Source organism: Terriglobus tenax (assembly GCF_025685395.1).
GTDB lineage: Bacteria > Acidobacteriota > Terriglobia > Terriglobales > Acidobacteriaceae > Terriglobus > Terriglobus tenax.
The window spans coordinates 1,064,635-1,088,376 of sequence record NZ_JAGSYA010000003.1 but is presented as its reverse complement, the minus strand read 5'-3'; the positions used below and the strand labels follow the sequence as shown (position 1 = coordinate 1,088,376).

Sequence of the window (23,742 nt, the reverse complement as noted above, 5' to 3'; positions counted from 1 at the left end):
GCTACTTCTCCTCGTTATCTGCAGTGACATATCTGCTGCGTCGTTCTATTTCATCCAGCAGCATGGTGGCTGCGAGCAGGTCGGCACAGCCTCCAGGTGAGAGCGAGTTGGCTAGCATCTTCCGATCCAGAGCACGCAGTGTGGCGTCTCCGGTTGGAGTACCAACGCCTCCAGCCGTCAAGACAGCTTGAGCCCCCGCGTGCATCACTGCCAGTCCCTCGACGCCACCGCGATACAGCACGCAGGTGTCATCCAGCGAAGACATAATCGCGATGAGAGCATTCAGGTGGCTGATAATCTCGGTGTGCCCTTCTGCGCGCGATCTCCGCAGTTGCGGCAGGCCAACACCAGTAACGTGCGGGAACCCACTCATTGCCTCTCCTCGCGCACCCGACTTCGCAAAGCGGAGCCGCACCATCTCCCCGTGCGATAGCGGAACAGGTTGAGCAATGTCAGGAATGCAGGCGATCTGACCAGCCCGTTCAGCGATCGTTTCTGCATCTCCAGCGGGCAGTTGTGCTGCGGCAGCGACCAGCAAGCCAATCACCCAGATTGCTCCCTTGTGCGTGTTCACACCAGCCGTGGAGCGGAGCATCGCGCGTTCTGCGTTTCGCCCGATTGAGCCCAGTTCCCAACGCAGCATTGCGCTTAAGGGTAATTGCAATGCTGCGAGAGCCATCTCCGTGAAGAAGGGTTCAAGAGTACATGCAGATCGCTCCATGAGCGCCAGCGTCATGTCGGTGTGACATCCCTGCCCTCGCTGATCCACAAGGCCAGGCTTCGGAGTCAGGTTGGCCTCAGCCAATAGAACCCTCGCCGCCAGTGCACCAAGATACTCACTGACAACGGCTCTTGAAATAGGAACACGATTCTGGGAGAGTCTGTGCATGGCTACCAGCTCCTGAACTTTGCGGGCGGCTGATACAAGCCTCCAGACCATGCCACAAGGTCTTCCATGCTGCGGGCAGCCAGTAGAGAACGGCTCGCCTGCAACCGCTGGACCCCGATGTCTTCCGGATAGGCAATGACTCCGCGCTTGCGCAGCGCCTCTGTTTCTTCGGGCTTCGCTTTGAGGCCGATAGGGCTCACACCCGCGACAGCTGCAAGTGCCCTGCGACGCTCCTCCTGCCCCTCTGCTTTGTAGAGATAAGCGATGCCCTCTTCAGTCACCACATGGCTGACATCATCGCCGTAGATCATGATGGGCGTAATGGGCATTCCCGCCTTGCGGCCTACTTGGACCGCATCCAGCGTTTCCACAAAGGCCGGAACGCCGCCACTGGCGAATGTTTCTAGTGTCTGCACGACGATCTTGCGGCCACGCAGTAGTGGATCATCGTTGGTCTTGAGATCAAGCCACGCAGGGGTCGCATGACGGCGCCCATGAGGGTCGTGCCCCATGTTGGGAGCGCCACCAAAGCCCGCCAGCCGTCCCGTCGTGACTGTGGACGAGTTCGCATCGCCATCCATCTGCAACGTCGCCCCAATGAAGGCATCCACAGCATACTGACCGGCGAGCTGGCAGAGAACGCGGTTCGAACGAAGGCTGCCATCGCGGCCGGTAAAGAAGATATCCGGCCGCGCCCTCAGGTACTGATCCATGCCCACTTCACTGCCGAACGAGTGAACGCTCTCGACCCATCCACTCTCGATTGCCGGAATCAACGTGGGATGTGGATTCAGTGCCCAATGACGGCAAATCTTGCCACGAAGTCCGAGTGATTCAGCGTAAGTGGGAAGCAGCAGTTCGATGGCTGCAGTGTCGAAACCGATGCCATGGTTCAGCGACTGAACGTTATGCCGCTCGTACACACCGCGGATCACCATCATCGCTGTAAGCACTTGAAGGTCTGTGATGTGCCGAGGGTCGCGTGTGAACAGCGGCTCTACGGCAAACGGTCGATCCGCCTCCACGACGATATCTACCCACGAACCCGGTATGTCGACGCGAGGAAGCTTGTCGACGATCTGATTGACCTGCACCACGACAATCCCGTCGTGGAAGGCCGCCGCTTCAACGATAACGGGCGTGTCCTCCGTGTTCGGACCGGTGAAGAGGTTGCCCTCTGCATCGGCCATCTCAGCACACACCAAAACCACCTTGGGGATAAGGTCGACAAGCAAACGGGCGTAGAGTTCCACATACGTGTGGATCGCACCGATCTCCAGGATTCCGTCTTCCAAGAGTTGAGCGACACGCAGGCTCTGCGGACCGGCGAACGCAAAGTCCACCTTGTGCGCGATACCCATCTCAAAAAGCGTCAGGTGCTCTGGGCGGCTGATGCTGGAAAGAATCAGGTGCAGGTCATGCACCTTCGCTGGGTCGACCTTGATCAGTGAGCGCGAAAGGAAGTCTGCCTGCTTCTGGTTATCTCCCTCCAGCACCACCCGGTCTCCTGGCTGAAGGATCGCTTCCAGGGCGTCGACGATCCGCTCCCGATCAAGAATAGGACCCTGCATCCACTTGGCCGCAGCTTGCAGCCGCTTCGTCTTGTCCACCCTCCGCGTATCCCAGCTGCGCGGTATCGCTCGACCGTTGTCCATTCGCTTCATCCTCCGTACTCTTTCATTTGACTCCAGAGGTGTGATTCGCAGTCATGCGTATTTCTGGTCTCCGTGATAGTTTTTGACAATGAGGAGTTCTCATGGAATTTCGACACATTCGCTCGTTCCTCTCCGTCGCCGAGACGCTGAACTTCGGGAAAAGTTCCCGGCAACTGAACCTCAGCCAGCCAGCGCTCAGCCTTCAGATCAAAGCATTGGAAGAAGACATAGGCGTGCCGCTGTTCAAGCGCAACCGCCAGGGCACGGCGCTCACAGCAGCCGGTGTTGCCTTTCGGCATGATGCTGAAATCGCACTTGACCGCCTGGAGTTAGCAAAGCGAAAGGCACAGTGGGCTTCCGATGGACGGCTTGGGCGCATACGCCTCGGATTCATCTCGACCGCTGGCTATGAACTTGTTCCGCAGATGATCCGTAAGTTTCGCAAGCGGTTCCCGGACGTCGAATTCGCTATCAAGCGTGTACTCACCGAGCAGCAACTGCAGATGCTTGAAGAGGATCAGCTCGATATAGGGTTTCTACGCTTGCCCGTGGAGCGCGTGGACTCGCTCGAGATCACAACGGTACTGCGAGAAAAGCTCGTCGCGGTCGTGCCGGCAGGTCATCGTCTTGCAGGGAAGGATGCGATCCGGCTGCGCGAGCTACAGGGGGAACCATTTGTGCTCTATGCGCGAGAGCATGCGCCCGGGTTCCATGACATGCTGACGGGGATTCTAAGTCGAGCGGGCATCGTGCCCAAAGTCGTGCAGAGTGCGGGTGAGATGTCCACCCTTATCTCCCTTGTAGATGCCGGGGTCGGTGTGTCTTTGGTGCCCAACAGTGCCGCACGAAGACTCGTTTCAAGAGTGTCGATCAGTACGATCGATGACAAAATCCCCGAGTCCGAAATCGGGATGGCCATCGCGCGGACAAACAAGACGCCTGTTGTCTGGCAATTTTACGAAAGCGTTCGCGCGCCAGCCTAAGTTTCAACCCACCGTAAGCCCACCACCCGCGCATTCTAGCCACCCCAAAATGAGCTCTGGACTGAAGACGAGCATCTGGAACTTTGCCGGAACTATTTCCCGTGGACGCGAATCGTTCTCAGTACAAAGACTCGTTTGGTGATATCAGGCCAATGCACTCCATCAAACGTGAGTTGTTCATTCTCAGCATCGGTCCTCCTACACGCCGTTCTCGGGAGCAGCGCCGCAGGTAGCAAAGAAAGAAGGTGCACGAAGGGGAGCTAGCCTGTTAAAAGAACCTCAATCTCTCTTCGAGGGCTTCGTGAGATCGCTCAGAACATTCATCGCTCGCTCGAACGGTTTGCAGTCGCCCGTCGCCGCATGAAGGATCAATGATCCCTGCACCCGAGAAATCCAATCCTCGGCGAACTGACGCGCCTTCAACTCCGTCATGCCGCTCTCATGAGCAAGATGGGCAACGGCGTCAGTCCAATTGGCGAAAATCTCTCGCGCGAGTTTCTTACCAGCGGGGCCGATCTCTGAAACGGCAAGTCTCCCCAGCACGCACGGGTTCTTGCCACTCGCATATAGCTGGTCAAGTGCAACAACTATCTTTCGTATCCGCGATTTCAGTGTTTCGTTGGACTTCGCAACATCCGCGATCGCCGTTTGGATGAATGTCCTGCCTTGTTCGAGAACGGCTTCTGCCATCTGCTCCTTCCCCCGCGGGAAGTGATGGTAGAGGCTTGATTTTCCGAGCCCCGTCGCCTGTGACAGGTCTGCCAGAGATGCGCCTTCATAGCCTCGGTCCTGAAATACGACGAAGAGACGTCCAACGATTTCGGCTTTCTCTTTTGCATCCAGGGCTGCAGGCATGGCGGACGTCCTCCGTACAGATCGTTCGTTCTTTACCTATCGTAAGCGATGGAAAGAGAGCATGCCCTCTCCATCGCTAGACCTCGAGTTTTTAGGTGCCGGATTCTTCGGCGATGAATTGCTCGTACTCGGCTGCAGACAGCGTTTCACCAGCCGTAGCGTCGTGGGCAAGATGATGCATCCGTACATTCGCCGCAGGCAGGCCTTAGAGCCGGTCACGTATCTCCATCCGGCTCTTGAGAAGCCATTGAAACGAACGAAAGGTATTCCTCTATTCCAAGAACAACTGCTGATGATCGCAATGGTCATGGCGAACTTCACTCCGTCTGAAGCAGATGAATTACGCCGCGCCGTAGGAATGCGCCGCTCCTGGGAGCGCATGAAAAATCTCGAAGGAAAGCTCCGCGCCGGCATGACCGCGAATGGGGTTGCGCCGGACATACAGGAAAGCATCATCGACCAAATCAGTTCTTTCGCGTTGTATGGGTTTCCAGAGAGTCATGCCGCGAGCTTCGCCATGATCGAGTATGACTCGGACTACCTGAAAGAGCACTATCTAGCGGCCTTTACGACGGCATTGATGAACAACCAGCCGATGGGCTTCTATAGCCCAGCCGTCATCGTGGAAGACGCGCGGCGCCATGGGTTGCGCGTCAAGCCCATCGATGTGCAAACATCCGAATGGCCCTGTTCGATAGAACAGGAAAAGGACTTTAGCCTGTCGATGCGGCTCGGTCTTGGCTATGCGAAGGGCTTACGGAAGCATGTTGCAGAAGCCTTGGTAGCAACGCGAAATGAAGACGGGCTCTTCCGTTCTGTAGAAGATCTTGCGTTGCATGTCCCGTCGTTGAGTCGAAGTGACCTTTCTTTGTTGGCGCGGGTCGGTGCTTTGAACACGCTGGATGGCGTATCCCATCGCCGAGATGCTCTCTGGCAAGTGGAGCGAGCCGGAAAGCTCGAAGGACCATTGTTGCGGCAGCAAAGCGAATGGCTGCGCGAAGAGGACGCGGTGTTGCCTTTGCAAGCGATGAAGGATGAAGAGCGGCTAGTCGCAGACTACGCGGGAACTGGCCTAACGGTGGGCCATCATCCCATGCACTATCGGCGGACAGAATTCGATGCCGGGGCTTCCTGACAGCATCCGACCTGCGACGCAGGCGCACAGGCGAGTATGTGCGGACGGCTGGGCTGGCCATTGTGAAGCAACGGCCTGGCATGGCAAAAGGCATGGTGTTTCTCTCAGTAGCTGACGAGACGGGCATCTTCAATGTGATGGTGACGAAGGAATTCTTTGAGAGAAACCGTCAAACGGTCACCCTCTGCAAGTTCATCAGCGTGGAAGGGCCTTTGCAGAACGATGCGGGTGTGGTTCATGTTCGCTGCAAGCGGATGACACCTCTGCCCGGACGGGGACTGGAGGTGGAATCGCATGACTTCCACTGAGGGCTCGCGGGTAGGTGGTTTCCGCCGCGAAGTCGATCAAGAACGGCTTGGGACGACGCTCGCGATTGCCGCGAGCCTGATTCTTGGATTGCGGACGGCCCGATGGTCAATCACGCACAGCGACGGTCTGGCGGATGCGGAGTGGGAACGGGAGATTGAACACAGTGTCCGGATTGCCCGAACCATGCTTTCGCATCTGACAACACGGCATCCGGAGTTGTTTCAATCCCGCAAAGTACCGTTCTATGTCGCTACGGACGACGATGTACCGCGATAGTGATAATGCGTCTTAGTCTTCCCGTATTCATGATTGGATCATGGCCACGCGCTCAATATTTGAGAAGACGATTGAGGCGCAGTTCAGCACTGGATATACGAAAACGACTGTGCGCGCATTCAATCCGTGATGGAGGCAAGAAGATTAAACGGTTTTGCCGTCGACGGACTGCAACTGTTCATTTGCAATCCTTACCTCCTGTTGCACCTTGTTCAATGTCTGCACACATGCCCAGCCCGTCGATCAGGTCTGCCGCGGATACATTCAACGCTTCGGCGACCCGTAATAGAGTCGGTATAGAAAGTCCTTTGCCACTCTCGATCCGTTGGAGGTGGGTGAGATGGAAATTGTGGTCCATGACAAGTGCTCGATGGGTCAGTCCACGCTCTTTTCTGAGTTGTTTCACACGGACGCCTTTGTTTCGGCGTCCTGGACAGCATGAAGAGAGTTAATGGTCTCTTCGCGGAGTTCCAATAACTGCTTGGCTCGGATGTAGAAAGATTGTCCTGCGGACGTAAGCTGAACTCCGTTATGAACCCTGATGAAGAGCTTCACATGGAAGAGTTCTTCGATGTCACTGATCTGCCTGCTGAGGTTGGATTGAACAACATTCAATCGCTCTGCTGCCCTCGTTATATTCAGTTCTTCAGCGACCGCCACGATGTACCGCAGATGGCGAAATTCCAAATAGTCGTAGATGCTCAACTGCACACCTCCAGCTCTGATGGTTGAAGTGTGTTACCCCGTGGTATTGAGTAGCCCTCATCTACTCTTACCGTGTGACTAATATGGACTCAAAATAGTTACCGTAAGGTTGCTTTAATCAGGCAACCCTTTTCCCATTGTGGAATTTAGCCATCGCTAAAAGCGATTCCTCCGCCATCTCTACAAACCATTGGACGAAATAGTTTTGCGACTCCATGCTGAGAGGGAATCTCTTGTTGCCGGAGGATCAATGCGGAGGAAGCCTGTTCAAAGAGTGACCATGCCCACGGAGGAGAGGCTGCTTGTTGATCGACGGAATGCCGCTCAGTACCTTTCGATTAGTCAGCGAAGCCTGGACTATCTGCTTGCCCATGGGGAGCTGAACACTCGCCGAATCGGTGCCCGCATCCTCATCCCTCTCGCCGAGCTGAAACGGTATGCAGGTTTTGACCATAAGAGGCTCACTGGATAGTCCGGCCTCGGTCTTGGAACGAAAAGCCCTCCCAATCAGGAGGGCTTTCCCATTGCTGGTCTGTCAGCGGACTGCTTGGGGGCGAGACCCCGGCCCGGGTCGCAGGGCATTGCAGACGATTGCAGGAATCGCGTGCGAAAGTATCCCAAAAGTATCCCAAACGGCAAAATGCGGATAGCGAGAGAATCTGCGCCATCCGCGTAAATTATTGATTTTATTGCTTATAAGTGGTGACCCGGGCAGGAGTCCAACCTGCGACCTTCGCCTTAGGAGTGCGCCGCTCTATGCAACTGAGCTACCGGGCCACTTCTTTACAGTCTAACCCGCCTTTTTGCCCACTGCGGTAAACTTAAGGGTAGAGAGTCCCATGCCTGACATTCATCGCCGCAAAGCAGTAACCGTTCCTGTAGGAGGCGTCCGCGTTGGCTCCGACGCACCCGTCGTCGTGCAGTCCATGACCAACACCGACACCGCCGACGTCGAGTCCACAGTCCAGCAGATCGCCGCCCTCGCGCGCGCCGGCTCTGAAATGGTTCGTATCACTGTCAACAATGAGGATGCCGCCAAGGCTGTTCCTTATATTGTCGAAGGCATTCAGAAGAAGGGCTGGAACACGCCCATCATCGGTGACTTCCACTACAACGGCCACATCCTGCTGACCAAGTACCCGGACTGCGCCCAGGCCCTTTCCAAGTACCGCATCAACCCCGGCAACGTCTCCATCGGCCGCAAGGACGACGACAACTTCCGCACCATGGTGGAGTGCGCCGTCAAGAACCAGAAGCCGGTCCGCATCGGCGTCAACTGGGGCTCTCTGGACCAGGCACTGCTCACCAAGATGATGGACGAGAACTCGAAGTCCGCCTCACCGCTGGACGCCCGCGATGTCATGATGGAGGCGATGGTCGTCTCCGCGCTCGACAACGCAGCCGCAGCTGAGCGCTACGGCCTGCGCCGCGACCAGATCATCCTCTCCGCCAAGGTCTCCAACGTTCGCGACCTGATCGATGTTTACTCCGAGCTAGCGCGCCGCACCGACCACGCCCTGCACCTGGGCCTGACCGAGGCCGGTATGGGCATGAAGGGTATCGTCGCCTCGACCGCCGGACTCGCTCCCCTGTTGCTGGCCGGCATCGGCGACACTATCCGTGTCTCGCTTACGCCTACGCCCGGCGGCGATCGCAGTGAAGAGGTCCGTTGCGGCCAGCAGATTCTGCAGGCACTCAACATACGCAGCTTCATGCCGCAGGTCACCAGCTGCCCCGGCTGTGGGCGCACCACCAGCACCTACTTCCAGGAACTGGCCGAAAAGGTACAGAACTACCTCGTTGCCTCCATGCCGGAGTGGAAGAAGATCTACCCTGGCGTCGAAGAGATGAAGCTGGCCGTCATGGGCTGCGTCGTCAACGGCCCCGGCGAGAGCAAGCATGCCAACATCGGCATCTCCCTTCCCGGCACCTTTGAGGACCCGGTCGCTCCCGTCTACATCGACGGCAAACTGGCCACCACGCTGCGCGGCGACAACATCGTGGAAGAGTTCCAGGTCATTCTGGATCACTACGTACAGAAGCGTTACGGCAATAAGGCGCACGTCGAAGAGCTGGTCAACGCGTAACCCCCGGCATTGAAAGCAGGCCACGTCTTTAGCAGGACGTGGCCTTTTCCTTGCGATATCACCCGACGCAGTCTTTTCGCTGCACTCTTCCCCGGTCTTTGATACCCTTTTCGCAACTCCTCATGTCCGACATCCTCGCGCAAGCTCAAGCCGCCGTCAGTTATATCCGTTCCAAAACTTCGCTCCAGCCGCAGCTCGCCATCATCCTCGGCTCGGGCCTTGGCAGCTTTGCCTCGCAGGTCGCGGACGCGGTCACCATTCCCTATGCCGAGATTCCGAACTTCCCGCAGTCCACGGTCGCCGGGCATAGTGGCAAGCTTGTCCTCGGAACCATCGGTGGCGTTCCGGTTGCCGTCATGCAGGGTCGCGTCCATGCGTACGAGGGCTACACCATGGCGCAGGTTACCTTCCCTACGCGTGTGCTCGGCCTGCTCGGCGCAAAGAAGCTCATCGTCACCAACGCCGCCGGCGGCATCAACGTCCGTTATGGGCAAGGAGCCATCGTCGGCATCAGTGACCATATCAACCTGACAGGCACCAATGCCGCGCTTGGGCCGAATATTGATGCTCTCGGTCCGCGCTTCTTCGATATGTCGACGGCCTACTCGCCTGCGTTCCGCAAGCTGGCAATTGCTGAGGCGGCCAATCAGGGCTGGACATTGAACGAAGGTGTCTACCTCGCCGTCCTCGGTCCCAGCTACGAAACACCTGCCGAAATCCGCGCCTTCCGCACCCTGGGCGCTGACCTGGTCGGTATGTCCACCGTGCATGAGGTCATCATTGCCCGCCACATGGGCATCGAGGTTCTCGGCTTCTCCGTCGTCACCAACATGGCTGCCGGAGTGCTCGATGAGGTCATCAATCACGAAGAGGTCATGGAGATCGGCAAGCGCATCGAAGGCCAGTTCACCGCCCTGCTCACCGCCCTGGTACCCCAGCTGTAACGCATGCCCAAGCCACTTGTCATCGCTATCGCCGGCTGCTCCGGGTCAGGAAAAACGACCCTCGCGCGTGAACTCGCCTCCGAGTTCGAAGCCACCATCTTTCCCTTCGACCTCTACTACCGCGACCTGTCACACCTGCCGAAAGAACAGCGGGACAAGTCCAACTTTGACCATCCGGACTCGCTCGAATCCGAACTGATCTTTGAGCACATCCGCCTGCTTTCCGACGGCCTGCCCATCCGCCGCCCGGTCTACGACTTCAAGACCCACTCGCGCGTGCCCAACCAGTTCGATCCGGTTACACCGACGCAGGTCGTCATCGTCGAAGGCATCCTCGCGCTTCACTACCCGGAGCTGCTTCCCTTCTATAACTTCTCTGTCTACGTGGACGCACCCAACGAGATCTGCCTCAACCGCCGCATCTACCGCGATATGCGCGAACGCGGACGCACGGAAGAGTCCGTTCGGGCCCAGTTTGATGCCACCGCGCGCCCCATGGCCGAGCTCTACGTGATCCCTTCGCAACACCGCGCCGACATGGTCGTCAAAGGCACCGAAGCGCTCGACTGGTCCATCGAGAGCATTCGCGTCACCCTGCGCAAGCGCAACCTTTTGCCCCACTAGCCTTTTGCCTTGCTTGTCCTCCCGAGGTGCAGCGAAGGACCTGCTTCCGCTTTATCTCTCGGTGTCATGCCGCCGCAAAACGAAGAACTCTATTCGCCGCTTCGCGAAGCTTGCCTACACACCGACCGTCTCGCCCACCAGTTCCGCATGCATCTCGCGCATCAGAGCCTCGCTCTTACGGGCTGCTTCCTTGCGGTCGTCGGTACGGATGGAGATGGGGGAATACTCCACGACGGCCTCGAACTCCTTCATCGTGAAAAGCCGCGCGACATGCGGGCCAAAGCTCATGTCACCCCAATACGCAACCTTCTCGCGCACCACATCGCGGCCCTGACCGGGCACCGTGTAGCGCACGCAGCAGGTCCAGATCTCAGCCTCGGCACGCACCGGAGCTTCAAACAAGGAGGTTCGGAAAGGCAGAATCTGCTCCCCGTCGGAGCTGGTGCCTTCGGGGAAGAACAAGACCATCAGTCCCTCTTCCATCCGCTTGTGCATCTGCTCGGCAACGCTTGCCGTCGCCATCCGGCTTTCACGGTTCACAAAAATGGTTCCGGCAATCCGGGTCAACCAGCCAAAGACGGGCCACTTCATCACCTCTGCCTTGGAGACAAAGACGGTCGGCACAATGGAGCCGATCACCAGCACATCCACATAGCCAACGTGGTTGCTCACCAGCAGACCGCTGGTTGCCGGCTTCCCCACCACGCGAAGGCGCACTCCAGCCATCCGCACTACGCGGCCAGCCCAACGATGCATCCATACCGCCCGTCCGCGGGCAGACTTGTCACGCTGCAAAGCTGCCTGAAGCATCGCCAAGACGACCATTCCGGCCAGCACCAGCAGCCGCACCAGCGCCCGTAAAACACCCATCAATCCACTTACCTCATCCAAAAAGCCTTACTGCCATTCTAGGATGAAGCCGTTCCAGATCCATAAGGGTAAGAAAATCAATCGTGCGGAACTCCCGGTCAATGGCCGGTTCCCCACATATGCGAGCCCCGAGCGCCAGGTAGCTGCGCAGTAGCTTCGGCGGCTGTTTCGCCTCGATCTCGCCTTCCACACGCTGCATCCGCAGGGCTTCCAGGGGCAGTGTCCGCAGGCTTTCCTCCACCTGGTACTCGCGCAGACCGTGAAACACGCTCCAGCCTTCCACGGCATCCTGCGAGTTCAGCGAGCAACAGCCCATCATCCAGCGGGCATTACGCTCCTTGGCGTACCGCGCAATCGCCTTCCACAGCAGGTTCAGCACCTCTGGGGAGCGGTGGTCACGGTGAATGCACGCCCGACCCAGTTCAATCGTGCGCTCGCGCAGGACTTCATAGGGGCTCAGGTCGAATTCCTGCGCGCTGTAGTAGCCATGCGCCTGCAACGCACGCAAGCCGGTCTGCAGACGATAGGTGCCGATCACCGATCCGCACTCCACGCGTTCCACCAGAATGTGGTCGCAGACGTCGTCAAACCTGTCGCGGTCGTGTCCGGTAGCGAACGCAGCCTCGCATCCCTCATTCAGCTCCAGGTTGAAGACCACAAAGCGCAGACGATAGACCGCCAGCCTGTCCGCCTCCGTCACTGCCAGCCGGGCCCGGTACGGCCCGGCCTGCAAAACCGCATCCGCTGGAACCCATACCGCCGGCTGTACGACTACCGGAGCCAGAACCGCAGTTGCCATCCTCACCTCGCTGATTGCTGGGTGAAGAGTGACACCGTTCCGCGAATAAGCTGCAAAACTGCGGTCAACATCTGGTTCAGATCACGTAAATGCCCTGCAAAAAGACGAAAGGAGAGTTACAAACTCTCCTTTCGAACAGGTTCAACGGCAAAATACGTCTACGAACGATATGGCGGCACCGGATCCGCACTCCTCACCCAGGCCGTGTACACCATGTCCCGCAGCTCCGTCGCTCCGGCCGCCAGACGCTCGTCAATAAACGTCCGCGCCTCCGGCGTCCCCGCTCCCATAAAGCCGCCAGCCTTCTCCAGCTGATAGGTCTTCTCCACCATCGTCTGCGAGTGGTGCAGATAGGCAACATAATCATTGAAGACGTCGCCCAGCAGCTTCGGCTGCTTTTCCACCAGCGGCGTCAGTTCGCCGATCTTGATGTTCGCCCGCACATAGGTACTCTCCATCAAGTTATGGATCTTATGCTCGGTCGTATAACCATTCGGATTCGGTCCGGTCCAGCCGTTGTACTGGATCGACGTGTGATGCGGGTTTGATCCATCGCCTACATAGTGGCCCAGCCAGCCCACGTAGAACAGAATGGCCGCCTCCACCTGCTTGGTGTCCTTCTTCTCGGTGCTCAGTGTACGGTAGGCACGCATGGCGGCCTTCAGGCGCTCCCACACTTCGGTGGTCACGTATGGCTGCAGGCCCACCTTCTCCGGCGTCAGGGGAATATCCTTATGCTCCGGCTGCGCGGCGGCAAGCTGGCGGATAAAGTCGTACCGCTTTCGCGGCAGCGGGCCGGCCAGGTCAGCCCACTCCATGTCCATAAAGTGCTCAGGCGCCTGCGCAGCATTCAGCTCCGGCTCGGTCGAATCGCGCCAGCGGTCCGGTTCCGGCCCCAGGTACTCCACCTCGTTAATCGCCGCCGGCGTCTTCAGAAACTCGGGAATATCCGCCGGCAGAGCCTGCATGGCCAGCCGGTTGATCATCATGTGGCCTTCCATGCCCCAGCCATAGCTGGGCGGTGCGGACATTACGGCAACAAGCGCCAGAGCGGCGCCAAAACGAAGAGCAGAGAGAACTCGCATGCCGAAAGTATAGCCACACCCATCCCACCCGGCCACGCCCTTACGGCATCAAAAATTCCCTCCGGCGACCCCGTCCAAAACTCTGCCTGGACGGCAACCTGAAATTCATGGAAAACCCGCGCCAACCCGGCTCGAAACGTTGCTATCCTAGTTAATGTTATGCCTACGAAAAAAGAGATTCTCACTACCCCGATCCAGCACATCGACATCAAGCAGCACAACGTCGTTCCGCTGGTCGACGCCATGGCACACATGGCCTACTCGTCGCGTGACCTGAACCGCGCCGCCAAGATCTACGAGATGATGCTCCAGGACAAGGACTGCGGCGTCATCCTCTGCCTCGCCGGCTCGCTCATCTCCGCCGGCCTCAAGCAGATCTTCATTGACCTGATCCGCAACAACATGGTCGACGCCATCGTCTCCACTGGCGCCAACATCGTCGACCAGGACTTCTTCGAAGCCCTCGGTTTCAAGCACTACATCGCTTCCGAGGACTACAAGTACGGAGCGCACGATGCCGATCTCCGCGACCTGGCCATCGACCGCATCTACGACACTTTCATCGACGAAGACGAGCTCCGCATCTGCGACGAGACCACCAAGATCATCGCCGACTCTCTCGAGCCCCGCGCCTACTCCTCGCGCGAGTTCATCGTCGCCATGGGTGAGTACCTGGTCAAGAACGGCAAGACCCCGGCCGCCGGCGGCGTCGACTCCATCGTCCTCGCTGCCTATGAGAAGAACGTGCCCATCTTCTGCCCGGCCTTCTCCGACTGCTCCGCTGGCTTCGGTCTGGTCGCCCACCAGCACCACCGTGCCGGCAAGCCGGTCGTCGCCATTGACTCCGCCAAGGACTTCTACGAGATCACCAAGATCAAACTGGAAAATCCTGTCACCGGTCTTCTGATGGTCGGCGGCGGCGTCCCCAAGAACTTCGCCCAGGACATCGTCGTGGCCGCCGAGGTTCTGCTCGGAGACGACGCCGACGTTGCCATGCACAAGTACGCCATCCAGATCACCGTAGCCGACTCCCGCGACGGCGCCCTCTCCGGCTCCACGCTGAAGGAAGCTTCCAGCTGGGGCAAAGTTGACCTGGCCTGGGAACAGATGGTCTACGCCGAAGCCACCATGGCCCTGCCACTGATCACCGGCTACGCCTTCCACAAGAACGCGCAGGCCGCCCGCACCGGCAAGAACTTCGCCAGCCTGCTCGAGCCGGTCACGGCATAAGTTTCCACCATGCTCAACGGAAAGGCCGGGCAAACGCCCGGCCTTCGTTTTTGCCTATCTTCTTTTGTTATCCTGAGCGCGGCGAAGGACATGCCTCTCCCTACCTTCCACACTCTTTCTTCCCCGTATCCGCAATCCCGGCAATCACCCACTGCCCATCCTTCTTCACCATGTTGAACAGGTCGGTCCCACAGTGGTCTACCTTGCCATCCACGTAAAAATCAAACGGAGCCCACACCACCGCCAGGTCGTTGTCGATCTTCACCAGCGGATCGTGAATCCGCTCCTCGATCTTCGTCGTTCCGGGCTTACCCACCCGTTCGGCGAACTGCTCAATCGTCATCTGGCCGGGCTTGCCATCACGCATCAGAACAAGCGTTCCGCCGGGTAAAAACGGGGACTTCATCGCCGCCGCATCGCGTGCCGACAGCCCCTTGAAAAAGGCCTGGATCGGCGCCAGCACCGCATCTTCCTCAGGAACCGCCGCACCCGCTGAAGCCGCCGCCATCCACACCACCGCACACCACGCAATCCGTTTCATGGCTGCAAATTTTACCCCGGCTGATTCCATCTTGCACCGCATAATCGCGCCCTGTACGCTTGCCTCTGTGCCCCGCATCCTCATCATCGACGACGAAGACGATATCCGCGAGGTCGCCTCGCTTGCCATTGAAACCACCGCGGGCTGGGAGGTACTCACGGCCTCAGGCGGACAGCAAGGCATGGAAGTGGCCGCACGCGAGCAGCCTGATGCCATCCTGATGGACGTGATGATGCCCGGCATGGATGGCCCCACAACCTTCAAGGCCATGCAGGAAAACCCCGCCACCGCGGGCATTCCCGTCATTCTGCTCACGGCCAAGGTGCAGGGTGTCGACCAGCGCCGCTTCGCCGGACTGGGCGTCACCGCCGTCCTCTTCAAACCTTTTGATCCCATGACGCTGGCCGACCAGATGGCCGAAGCGCTCGGCTGGTAGCTGCTCATGTCGACGGCCCAGGATAAGACCGCCGCCCTCATCGCCGCACTGTGGCAGAAGAACCGTCCTGTCATCGAGGAACGCATCGCTCTGCTGGCGTCCAGTGACCCCACCACGCAGGATGGCCATACGGCCATGCTCGAAGCCGCACACAAACTCGCAGGAGCGCTCGGCATGTACGGCTACCCGGAAGCCTCGGCCACTGCCTCGCGGATCGAAGACGCCCTCCGCCGCAACCACCTGGCCCATCTGCCGGAACTGATCACTGCTCTGCGCAATGCTCTCCCTTCCTAAGGCATTCCCTGCATCGAAAACAATCAGCTTGGGCAGAGAGTAAACCTGCCCAGGCTGACTGGAACCGCAAACCGTTGCGACGTCCTTACTGCACGGTCACCACCACAGTCGTACCGGCCGTTACTCTGGCGGTGCTATCCGTTCCCGTTACGGTAATCGTGTAGCTTCCGGTCGTTGTCCCCGGATTTGTTATCGATCCGCCCCCGGAAACTCCCTTACCTCCAGCGCATCCGTTGCTGCTCATTACCACCGCTACCAGCAACAACAGTAGAGGCAGGACGATGCGCCGGCGGCGCCACCCAAGCATGACGGGAAGGACAAACGCTGTAACAACCAGGCCACCCTCCTGCCACGGCAAACTTAGTGCCGCCGAGGTCGCAGCGGAGGTACTGATCGACACAGTCGCGGATCCGCTTCCCTTCGCGTTCAATGACACGCTCGATGGGTTAAGGCTGCAGATTGGTAGATTTTGCGCTCCTGCGGGAGACGACGTTACAGAGCAGCTAAGACTCAATGTCCCGGAATAGGTGCTTCCAGCATTGAAGGTCAGATTGCTGGTTGTCGTCGATCCACGGTTCACAGGTGATGGAGCGACCGCCGTTATCGTGACCGGAGCGACCAAAACGGCTCCCATCCCACTGGTCGACGCATACGTACTATCGCCCAGGTAGGTGGCAGTCAGTGTATTCGACCCGCTGCTCAGAATCGCACCGGCCACCGTAAAAGTGGCCGCACCGTTCACGAGCGTTCCGCTCGCACGATACGATCCGCTGGTCAGGACCACAGTCCCCGTTGGAGTCGCTGCTCCGCTTGCGCCTGCGACCGATATATTAGCCGTGACGGACTGCTGGTCGGTGACCGTAGCAGGCGATACAGTCATCGCCAGGGCCGCGGAACCGCTTCCTGTACCCGCCGTGACTGTGACGGATCCGGCCCCACTGGCGTTCTTGTACATATAGGATCCGGTCGCATCCGGAACATACGAGGCCGTCAGCGCTGCATTCCCAACAGCCAACATTCCCGATGCGATGTTGAACGTGGCAACTCCGCCGGTAAGTGCCTGCTGTGCGCTGAATGTGCCGCTGGTAAGCGTAACGGTTCCGGTTGGCACCGGGTTGCTGCCGCCTGCAGAGACACCCACCGCAACCGACAGACTCTGCAACGTAGTCACGGTCGATGCCGACGGAGTGACCGTGACCGTCGGGCTCACCACATCGGCAACCGTCAATGCGGCGTTGCCGTTGGCGCTGGTGTACGTAGAAATACTGGAAGGATCTGGCGCATAAGAAGCTGTCAGTGGATCGTTCCCCACGCTCAATGCGCCACCAGCAATGTTGAAGACAGCAGTGCCGGCACTCAACGCCTGCCGTGCGCTGTAGCCATTTCGAGATAACGTAACGGTTCCAGTCGCATCCGGGTATCCGCTGCCGGCAGCGACCTTGACCGTCACCACAAACGGCTGCTGCGTAAAGACACTAGCCGCAGATGGCGTCACGGTCACCACCGGAGCTCCAGCTTGCGCTGTAAGCGACACGGTGTTGGAAGCACTACCCTGATAGATGCTGTCACCGCCATAGCTTGCCTTGACTTGATGAGCACCCTGCCCAAAGGGAGAGATACCGGAGGCCGTAACGCCGGCATTTCTGGACCACTTCGAAAGAACGCTTGTGACGATGCCACTGCCAGCATTCAGGACAGCGAAATCCTGGACGCCGTCGCCGTTGAGATCCGATGCGATCATCGCCGTCGCATAGCTCCCCGCGGAGGCGAAGAGCGACGTCGGGAATGTGCCATCTCCCTGTCCGAAAAACAGTCCTACTCCAATCTGGTAGTAGCCGGTAACGGCAAGGTCCTGCCTGCCGTCGCCATTGAAGTCGCCAGTCACAATCGCTCCAGGATTGGTGCCGATTGCAACGATAGGTGACGTGGTAAACGTGCCATCGCCGACTCCAAGCAGAATCGTCGCCGTATTTCCGTTGGAGTTCGCGACCGCAAGATCGGCCACGCCATCCCCATTGAAATCAGCTGTGGCAACGGAGGATGGCGAAGATCCTGTTGCCGGAGAAAAAGAAGGGGTAAACGTTCCATCCCCGCTTCCAAGCAGGATTGTCAGTGTATTGCCTGACTGATTCACGGTGGCAAGATCTAGCAAGCCGTCGCGATTGAAGTCCGCGGCAACCATCGCGCGCGGCGCATCTCCCGTCTGGGGGCTCTGGGTATTGACGAAGGTCATGTCGCCATTCCCCACGTAGATATTCACTGTATCTGTCCAGTTATTGGCCACAGCGAGGTCCAGCTTTCCATCCCGGTTGAAGTCCTCTGCCACCAGCGCAATGGGACTGCTTCCTGTCGGAATCGTCGAAGACGGCGTAAAGGTACCATCTCCATTACCGAGATAGAACGCCACCACATTAGCGTTGGAGTAGGCCAGCGCCAGATCCAGGTTGCCATCGCCGTTAAAATCGCCGACCGCACTCGCTACCGGCTGGCTGGCCGTCGTAATCCCCTGGCCACTCGCAGTGAACTTGCCATCTCCCTGTCCCAGCAGAATGACAACCTGCTTGTTCGTTGAGTTTCCAGTAACAAGATCGATAATGCCATCGCCATTGAAATCGCCGGAAGAAAGGCTATACGACGAAGTATTTCCAATAGCACTTTGTGTCGTGTCAAAGCTGATGTTGTTCTGCGCCGCAGACAAGGAAGTGGAACGAATCGTAGCTCCGTTGCTGGTTGTGTCCACAAACGAGATGCTTCCACCTGGCGCAAGTCTTCCCTGACCAGTAACAGTTGCCGACAACGTATAGTTCCCCTGGCTGCCGCTGGAGGTCAGCAGCGTTCTGGTTGGAACCGAAGCTGTGACATTCAAAGTTGAAGCATCCGAGCTGCTTGAAAGCCGTCCCGGCGCCCCCAGGAAGGCTGCCTTGTACGCATGGTCCCCAGGTCCCGGCAGAAAACGCACCACAGCTTTTCCATCACTGGAAAGCAATGCTGACGCAATGCGGTGATCAAAGTCACATGCGCCGGTGGTTTCGCAGAAGACTACCTCGCCATTCTTGACGGCAGTCCCGCTCGATTGCACCGTGGCCGTCAAAGATACCATCGTTCCGGATACGAGGGAGTTGGGAGTGCCTCCATTCGCGGTAAGAGACAGGCCAGTCGTCGTGGCGGAGCCGGCAGCAGCTACGCTGAGGGTAAGCGAGGTGGGAACCGTTACTCCATTGGAGGTTCCGGTGACGGTGATGACGGCTGCTCCCAGCACCGCAGAACTATCGGCAGAAAGGGTCATAACAGTACTGTTGGTCGCTGCGGCTGGCGAGAACGATGACGTCACGCCAGCCGGCAAGCCGGTAGCTGTAAAACTGACGCTTCCGCTAAACCCATTGGTCCGGTTGACCAGGATGCTGGACTTCGCGGTGCCTCCTGGAGAAATCGTCACAGCATTCGGAGCACTGGAGATACTGAAGCCAGATTGATTGATGGTGATGGAGGATGTCGTCGCAACGCTCAGAGTCCCCGAGGTTCCGGTAATCGTCAGTGATGCCGTTCCCGGAACAGCGCTATCGCTGGCCGTAATGGTCAGCACACTGGTGCTTGTTGCCGGATTTTGTGAGAAAGAAGCCGTCACACCACTCGGCAGACCCGAAACAACAAGATTGACCGCCCCAGTAAAGCCGTATTGCGAGGAAATGTATACGGATCCCGTAGCCGTCGTTCCAGGATTGACGCTTCCAAAGTACGGTCCGCTGAGAGTGAAGCTCGGCGCATATACGGTCACCGTAATCGTGGTCGAAGCCGTCAGACTGCCGGAGACGCCTGTGATTGTGACCGGGTACTGACCAGGAGCCAGTGAGCTGCTGGCCGTAAAGACTATCTGGGTCGAGTAATTCGTGCTTGGGTTATTGGAGAACGAAGCAGTCAAGCCTGTCGGCAATCCTGTGGCAGAGTACGTCACACTCCCCGAGAATCCGTTCTGCGTATTCATATAGACATACCCGGAAGCGGTACTCCCCTGTCCCATGCCAACCGAATATCCAGAAAGAGTAAACGCTGGCGTCGCGACGGTAAGCGTAAACTGCGTCGTGACAACGGTTGCGCCAGAGGTTCCCGTTACCGTAATGGGATAGGCGCCAACAGCTGCTGAGCTGCTCGCAACAAAGTTGATGGAGCTTGAGTACGTCGTCGGGTTGGGAGAGATCGTGGCAGTTACACCGGCCGGCAAACTGCTCAGCGACAGCGTGATGGGATTGTTGTATCCGTATTGGCTGTTTGCATAGACGTAGACATTGGTTGAAGTTCCCTGACCTATCGTCGTGTTGTTTGCCGACAAGGTATACGTCGGCTCATACACAATGAGGGTCATCGCAAGGCTTGCCGTGCGTGAACCATACGTACCTGTAATCGTCAGCGGATACTGTCCGGCGGCAGCCGTGCCATTTGAGCTAAAGGTAACTGTCGAGCTATAAGTCGCCGGGTTCGGTGAAAAATTCGCAGTCACCCCCGAGGGAAGACCGGATACGGAGAAGGTGACGGGGTTGGAAAAACCGTACTGACCATTGACGTAAAGATAGCCGTTACCAGTACCACCGCCTTGCGGGATATTCACGCTGCCGCCACCTGAGAGGGTGAAAGTCGGCGCATAGACGCCAAGCGTCAGCGTCATGGTTTTGATGGTTGTACCGGATGTGCCGCTAATCGTCACCGGATACTGACCGATGGCTGCGCTTGAACTGGCAGAGAAGTTAAGCGTAGACGAGCCGGTCGTAGGATTCTGCACAAACGAAGCGGTGACCCCGGCTGGTAGCCCCGCAACCGAAAGCATTACAGCATTGCCAAACCCATACTGTGGATTCACATAGACATAAGAAGTTGTCGTACCCCCTTGGCCGATGGAGACACCCGAACTTCCCGACAACGTGAACGTCGGCTCATAAACGCCCATCGTCAGTGTCGTGGAGGCAACCAGGCTGCCGGACCTTCCAGCAACGGTCAGCGTGTACTGGCCGGTGGGCACGCTGCTGCTGGCCATCAGCGTCAAAGAACTTGAGGAAGTGGTCGGATTGGGGTTCCAGATAGCAGACACACCCGAGGGCAGGCCGGACACCGAGAGATTCACACTGCTGTTGAATCCATACTGTCCATTGACATAAACCGATGATGATCCGGTGCTTCCTTGCCCAATGTTCACGCTGCTGGCAGAGAGTGTGAAGCTCGGTTCATACACATTCAGAGTGAAGGTGATCGAGGATGTCAGGCTGCCGGATGTTCCGGTCACTGTAACCGGGTACTGACCGGGCACAGCCGAACTGGCCCGCAGGATGAGGTTCGTCGACGAGATGCTGGAAGCCGGCGAAAAGTTTGCAGAAACGCCGGCCGGCAAACCGGACACAGAAAAATTGACGATGCTGTTGAAGCCATACGCCGGACTCACGTAAAAGTAGCCGCTCACCGAACTGTTCTGTCCGACATTGAGGCTGCTGGATCCGTAGAGCGTGAAGCTCGGGGCCTGGACGAGCAGAGACACCGTCGTAGTCGCGGTGATGCTTCCCGAGGTTCCGGTGATCGTGACAGGATAGGTTCCACCAGGCGTGTTAGCGCTGGCCGCAAAGGTCACCACACTTGTCCCGGTCGTCGGATTCGTTCCCCACGACGCAGTAACTCCAGTCGGCAAGCCGGAGGCCGCAAGGCTTACGCTTCCATTGAAGCCAAACTTCGGCGCAACACTGACGGTGGAATTTACAGAATTGCCCGGAGCAACGGGAAGAAGCGTGGGCGCTGCGGAAAGTGTAAACGTCGGCTGATGCACCACCAACGTTAGCGTCGTGGTCGCGCTCAGGTTGCCGGAGGTTCCCGTAATCGTAATCGGGGTGGAGCTCTCCAAAGCTGAAGCACTTACAACAAATGTCAGAACACTGGTGCTGGTGGTGGGATTGGTTCCCCACGACGCAGTAACTCCAGACGGCAGGATCGATGTAATCGCCAGGTTCACATCGCCAGTAAAACCACCCGCGTTGGTTACTGTAATGGTCGTTGTGCCTGTGGCCCCCTGCCCGAGCCCAAGTGCTCCGTTCGAGGCTGCAAGCCAGAAGCCGGGCACCTGCGAACCTGCAAGCTCGTCAATCAGGCTTTGCCCATTGGCGCTGCCCCATCCGGTCACCAGGTCATAGCCGGCCACAGCACTGTACCAGACAGACTGTCCCGCTGTCTGATTGTTTCCGCTGGTGACGTCGTGCATATCCGTGGCATAACGGCTTCCCGCGCCAACAGCGTAGATGGACGGATTGATGAAACCGAGGCCGCCCGCAGGAGCATTACCAGCCTCGATAGCCTGCTGGTTCACCATGGCCATAAAGCCAGCCCACCGTGGTGCGGCGAAGCTGGTACCCGCACCCGTGGTGCGGCATGTGCCCATCGAACACATATAGTTATCGAAGTCGCCTTCCATCGCGACATCCGGAACGTTGCGCAGGGTCGCGGAACCACCGTTGGCCGCGCTCGCGATTCCTGTCTGCCAGCTTGGAATGCCTATGCTGTCAGGACTGACGCCACCGCCCGTGCCATAGCCGCCATTGTTCCACGCTACCTCTGACGCCCAGCTTCCCCCGGCGCCATTAGTGGTAAGGTGCGTACCGCCGACTGCTGTGACATAAGCATCCTCCTGGGGAAAGTAAAACGGAACACTGGAGGAAAACGCGCCGTTGTCACCCGAGGCGGCAAAGAAGCTCTGCCCCTGCGCTGCCATCTCCTGGAAAAATGGATCGGCAACATCAGGATCGTCCGGACGCCAGCTCCACGAGCAGCCAATCTGCTTCGCGATATTCTCCGATGCGATCGAGTTCAGAATGGCCGCGTCATTAGCGCCGATATAGACACGCACCTGGCTCAAACCCGGCGCCATACCAATGGCCTGGACAATGTCGAGCACAACCTCTGCTTCGCCGCCCGCTGTCCTAGGCGCGCTAGTCATGCCGCTCAGCAGTACGTTGTTGATCGGTACGTTGTAGGTCTGCCCGGCGTTACTGAACGTCAAGTCCACATCGCTCTTGTAGTAGCCGTCAAACTCCAGCAGGCCAACCACCTGGCCATTGCCATCAAGCGTTGTGCCACCGTAGTAGGCCGCACGCATATCGCTTCCAAGGTAAGACCCTCCCGGTCCTGAACCCGTGACATTTGCGGCCATCGCCTGCACATCACTGCTAACATGCGATTGCGGTTGCGGCAGATAGAAGTTATTCAGGCCGCTGATATGCGCAATCCTGATGGGAAGAGCAAGCGACGGCTCCCGGTCAGGGGAGAAGAAGGTACGGTTCTCGGTGGGGTGCTGGTAATAGTTCATGTGCACCCCAAAGGCAGACTCTACCTGCGCCACGGTTCCGGTCAAAGACAGCACCATGCGGTTGGCCGGAGCTGCCGCCACGCTGAATCCGTTGGCCCGGGCATAGCTCGCAACGCTCTCATAATCCTGCGCTGTCGGACCAAATTGTTCCGTAAACTGGGCGACGCTCAGAAATTTTCTATAGTCCGGACTCGACGGGTCATACAGACGCTTCAACAGATCATTCAGCTCTGCCTGGTTACGCAGCGGCAGCACGATCGCGAAGCTCATCGCTTGCTCTTCAGGAAGCGCGCTCACCATCGGTGCCGCTCCGTTTTGTACGGCCGGCATGACGTGATGCTGCAACGTCTGCACCGCTTGCGGCCCAGCAATCTGCGCTGAAGTAACTAGCCCCTCTGCAACCATCATCGTAAAAAAGACGAAGAAGCAAAAAGCAAACTTGCTGTAAATGCGACCAGAGAAAGAGAAGATCTTCCCGGAGAACCGAGACAAGGAACCGCCAACCATAGAAACCACTCCACAAATGGAAAGCACAGGACAACACCCAAATGCCTTCAGGAAAGCGCATCAACGCCCGTGAAGGCCCATGAAAGAGGGCCTGCTAAAAGTCCATATTTTATTGATAGGGAGAAGTCTAGCACGTGCTCATGGCTGGACTGATTAATCGGTAAATCAAATCATGCAGAATTCCG

At 58.1% G+C, this 23,742-nt stretch carries 20 protein-coding genes and 1 tRNA gene; 10 read left to right on the top strand and 11 right to left on the bottom strand.

Features of this window, described 5'->3' with window-relative positions; translation table 11 throughout:
- Position 1: 1 nt before the first annotated feature.
- Together OHL13_RS04585 and mdcA are read right to left on the bottom strand one after the other, a co-directional pair.
- Positions 2 to 889, bottom strand: coding sequence for a triphosphoribosyl-dephospho-CoA synthase (locus OHL13_RS04585; protein ID WP_263409125.1), 888 nt, complete (start codon positions 887 to 889; stop codon positions 2 to 4).
- Positions 890 to 891: 2 nt separating this feature from the next.
- Positions 892 to 2,553, bottom strand: coding sequence for a malonate decarboxylase subunit alpha (mdcA, locus tag OHL13_RS04580; protein WP_263408928.1), 1,662 nt, complete (start codon positions 2,551 to 2,553; stop codon positions 892 to 894).
- A 92-nt stretch (positions 2,554 to 2,645) separates the two neighbouring features.
- Between mdcA and OHL13_RS04575 the strand changes: the two genes are divergently transcribed.
- Positions 2,646 to 3,527, top strand: a complete 882-nt coding sequence (locus tag OHL13_RS04575) for a LysR family transcriptional regulator (RefSeq protein ID WP_263408927.1) — start codon at positions 2,646 to 2,648, stop codon at positions 3,525 to 3,527.
- Positions 3,528 to 3,806: 279 nt separating this feature from the next.
- Here OHL13_RS04575 and OHL13_RS04570 read toward each other — a convergent pair whose 3' ends face one another.
- Positions 3,807 to 4,382 carry a TetR/AcrR family transcriptional regulator gene (locus OHL13_RS04570; protein ID WP_263408926.1) on the bottom strand — a complete coding sequence of 192 codons (576 nt, stop codon included), beginning with the start codon at positions 4,380 to 4,382 and terminating at the stop codon, positions 3,807 to 3,809.
- Between OHL13_RS04570 and OHL13_RS04565 the strand changes: the two genes are divergently transcribed.
- The 3 genes from OHL13_RS04565 to OHL13_RS04555 all read left to right on the top strand — a co-directional run bounded on the left by OHL13_RS04565 (position 4,381) and on the right by OHL13_RS04555 (position 6,102).
- Positions 4,381 to 5,517 carry a helix-hairpin-helix domain-containing protein gene (locus OHL13_RS04565; RefSeq protein WP_263408925.1) on the top strand — a complete coding sequence of 379 codons (1,137 nt, stop codon included), beginning with the start codon at positions 4,381 to 4,383 and terminating at the stop codon, positions 5,515 to 5,517. The genes OHL13_RS04570 and OHL13_RS04565 overlap by 2 nt on opposite strands.
- An 80-nt stretch (positions 5,518 to 5,597) precedes the next feature.
- Entirely contained in the window at positions 5,598 to 5,825 is a 228-nt protein-coding gene (locus OHL13_RS04560) for an OB-fold nucleic acid binding domain-containing protein (RefSeq protein ID WP_263408924.1), read from the top strand.
- Positions 5,812 to 6,102, top strand: coding sequence for a hypothetical protein (locus OHL13_RS04555; protein ID WP_263408923.1), 291 nt, complete (start codon positions 5,812 to 5,814; stop codon positions 6,100 to 6,102). The genes OHL13_RS04560 and OHL13_RS04555 overlap by 14 nt, the downstream gene beginning before the upstream one ends.
- 178 nt (positions 6,103 to 6,280) lie before the next feature.
- On the opposite strand, the gene OHL13_RS18690 is transcribed toward OHL13_RS04555, so the two are convergent.
- From OHL13_RS18690 to OHL13_RS04545, 3 genes are all read right to left on the bottom strand, one after another.
- Positions 6,281 to 6,460: a helix-turn-helix domain-containing protein gene (locus OHL13_RS18690; protein WP_399255280.1), complete on the bottom strand. Its 180-nt coding sequence runs from the start codon at positions 6,458 to 6,460 to the stop codon at positions 6,281 to 6,283.
- Between the two features lie 44 nt (positions 6,461 to 6,504).
- Entirely contained in the window at positions 6,505 to 6,807 is a 303-nt protein-coding gene (locus OHL13_RS04550; protein WP_263408922.1) for a LysR family transcriptional regulator, read from the bottom strand.
- A gap of 700 nt (positions 6,808 to 7,507) precedes the next feature.
- A tRNA-Arg gene (locus OHL13_RS04545) sits at positions 7,508 to 7,584 on the bottom strand.
- Between the two features lie 62 nt (positions 7,585 to 7,646).
- Here OHL13_RS04545 and ispG point away from each other — a divergent pair.
- From ispG to udk, 3 genes are all read left to right on the top strand, one after another.
- Positions 7,647 to 8,894 (top strand): flavodoxin-dependent (E)-4-hydroxy-3-methylbut-2-enyl-diphosphate synthase, encoded by a 1,248-nt coding sequence (gene ispG, locus OHL13_RS04540; RefSeq protein WP_263408921.1) that lies wholly within the window; start codon positions 7,647 to 7,649, stop codon positions 8,892 to 8,894.
- Positions 8,895 to 9,016: 122 nt separating this feature from the next.
- On the top strand, positions 9,017 to 9,838 hold the full coding sequence (locus OHL13_RS04535) for a purine-nucleoside phosphorylase (protein WP_263408920.1): 822 nt from the start codon (positions 9,017 to 9,019) through the stop codon (positions 9,836 to 9,838).
- A 3-nt stretch (positions 9,839 to 9,841) separates the two neighbouring features.
- Positions 9,842 to 10,462 (top strand): uridine kinase, encoded by a 621-nt coding sequence (gene udk / locus OHL13_RS04530; RefSeq protein ID WP_263408919.1) that lies wholly within the window; start codon positions 9,842 to 9,844, stop codon positions 10,460 to 10,462.
- A gap of 114 nt (positions 10,463 to 10,576) precedes the next feature.
- On the opposite strand, the gene OHL13_RS04525 is transcribed toward udk, so the two are convergent.
- From OHL13_RS04525 to OHL13_RS04515, 3 genes are all read right to left on the bottom strand, one after another.
- Positions 10,577 to 11,332, bottom strand: coding sequence for a lysophospholipid acyltransferase family protein (locus OHL13_RS04525; protein ID WP_263408918.1), 756 nt, complete (start codon positions 11,330 to 11,332; stop codon positions 10,577 to 10,579).
- A 13-nt stretch (positions 11,333 to 11,345) separates the two neighbouring features.
- Positions 11,346 to 12,131: a GNAT family N-acetyltransferase gene (locus OHL13_RS04520; RefSeq protein ID WP_263408917.1), complete on the bottom strand. Its 786-nt coding sequence runs from the start codon at positions 12,129 to 12,131 to the stop codon at positions 11,346 to 11,348.
- Positions 12,132 to 12,289: 158 nt separating this feature from the next.
- Positions 12,290 to 13,216, bottom strand: coding sequence for a phospholipase C/P1 nuclease family protein (locus OHL13_RS04515; protein WP_263408916.1), 927 nt, complete (start codon positions 13,214 to 13,216; stop codon positions 12,290 to 12,292).
- 159 nt (positions 13,217 to 13,375) lie between these two features.
- Here OHL13_RS04515 and OHL13_RS04510 point away from each other — a divergent pair, with 159 nt between their 5' ends.
- Entirely contained in the window at positions 13,376 to 14,446 is a 1,071-nt protein-coding gene (locus OHL13_RS04510; RefSeq protein WP_263408915.1) for a 1,9-bis(guanidino)-5-aza-nonane synthase, read from the top strand.
- 100 nt (positions 14,447 to 14,546) lie between these two features.
- Here OHL13_RS04510 and OHL13_RS04505 read toward each other — a convergent pair whose 3' ends face one another.
- Entirely contained in the window at positions 14,547 to 14,987 is a 441-nt protein-coding gene (locus OHL13_RS04505; RefSeq protein ID WP_263408914.1) for a nuclear transport factor 2 family protein, read from the bottom strand.
- A 67-nt stretch (positions 14,988 to 15,054) separates the two neighbouring features.
- Here OHL13_RS04505 and OHL13_RS04500 point away from each other — a divergent pair, with 67 nt between their 5' ends.
- Positions 15,055 to 15,423 carry a response regulator gene (locus tag OHL13_RS04500; protein ID WP_263408913.1) on the top strand — a complete coding sequence of 123 codons (369 nt, stop codon included), beginning with the start codon at positions 15,055 to 15,057 and terminating at the stop codon, positions 15,421 to 15,423.
- A gap of 6 nt (positions 15,424 to 15,429) precedes the next feature.
- Positions 15,430 to 15,717 (top strand): Hpt domain-containing protein, encoded by a 288-nt coding sequence (locus tag OHL13_RS04495; protein WP_263408912.1) that lies wholly within the window; start codon positions 15,430 to 15,432, stop codon positions 15,715 to 15,717.
- A gap of 85 nt (positions 15,718 to 15,802) precedes the next feature.
- Here OHL13_RS04495 and OHL13_RS04490 read toward each other — a convergent pair whose 3' ends face one another.
- Positions 15,803 to 23,350, bottom strand: coding sequence for an FG-GAP-like repeat-containing protein (locus tag OHL13_RS04490; RefSeq protein ID WP_263409124.1), 7,548 nt, complete (start codon positions 23,348 to 23,350; stop codon positions 15,803 to 15,805).
- Between the last annotated feature and the right edge of the window lie 392 nt (positions 23,351 to 23,742).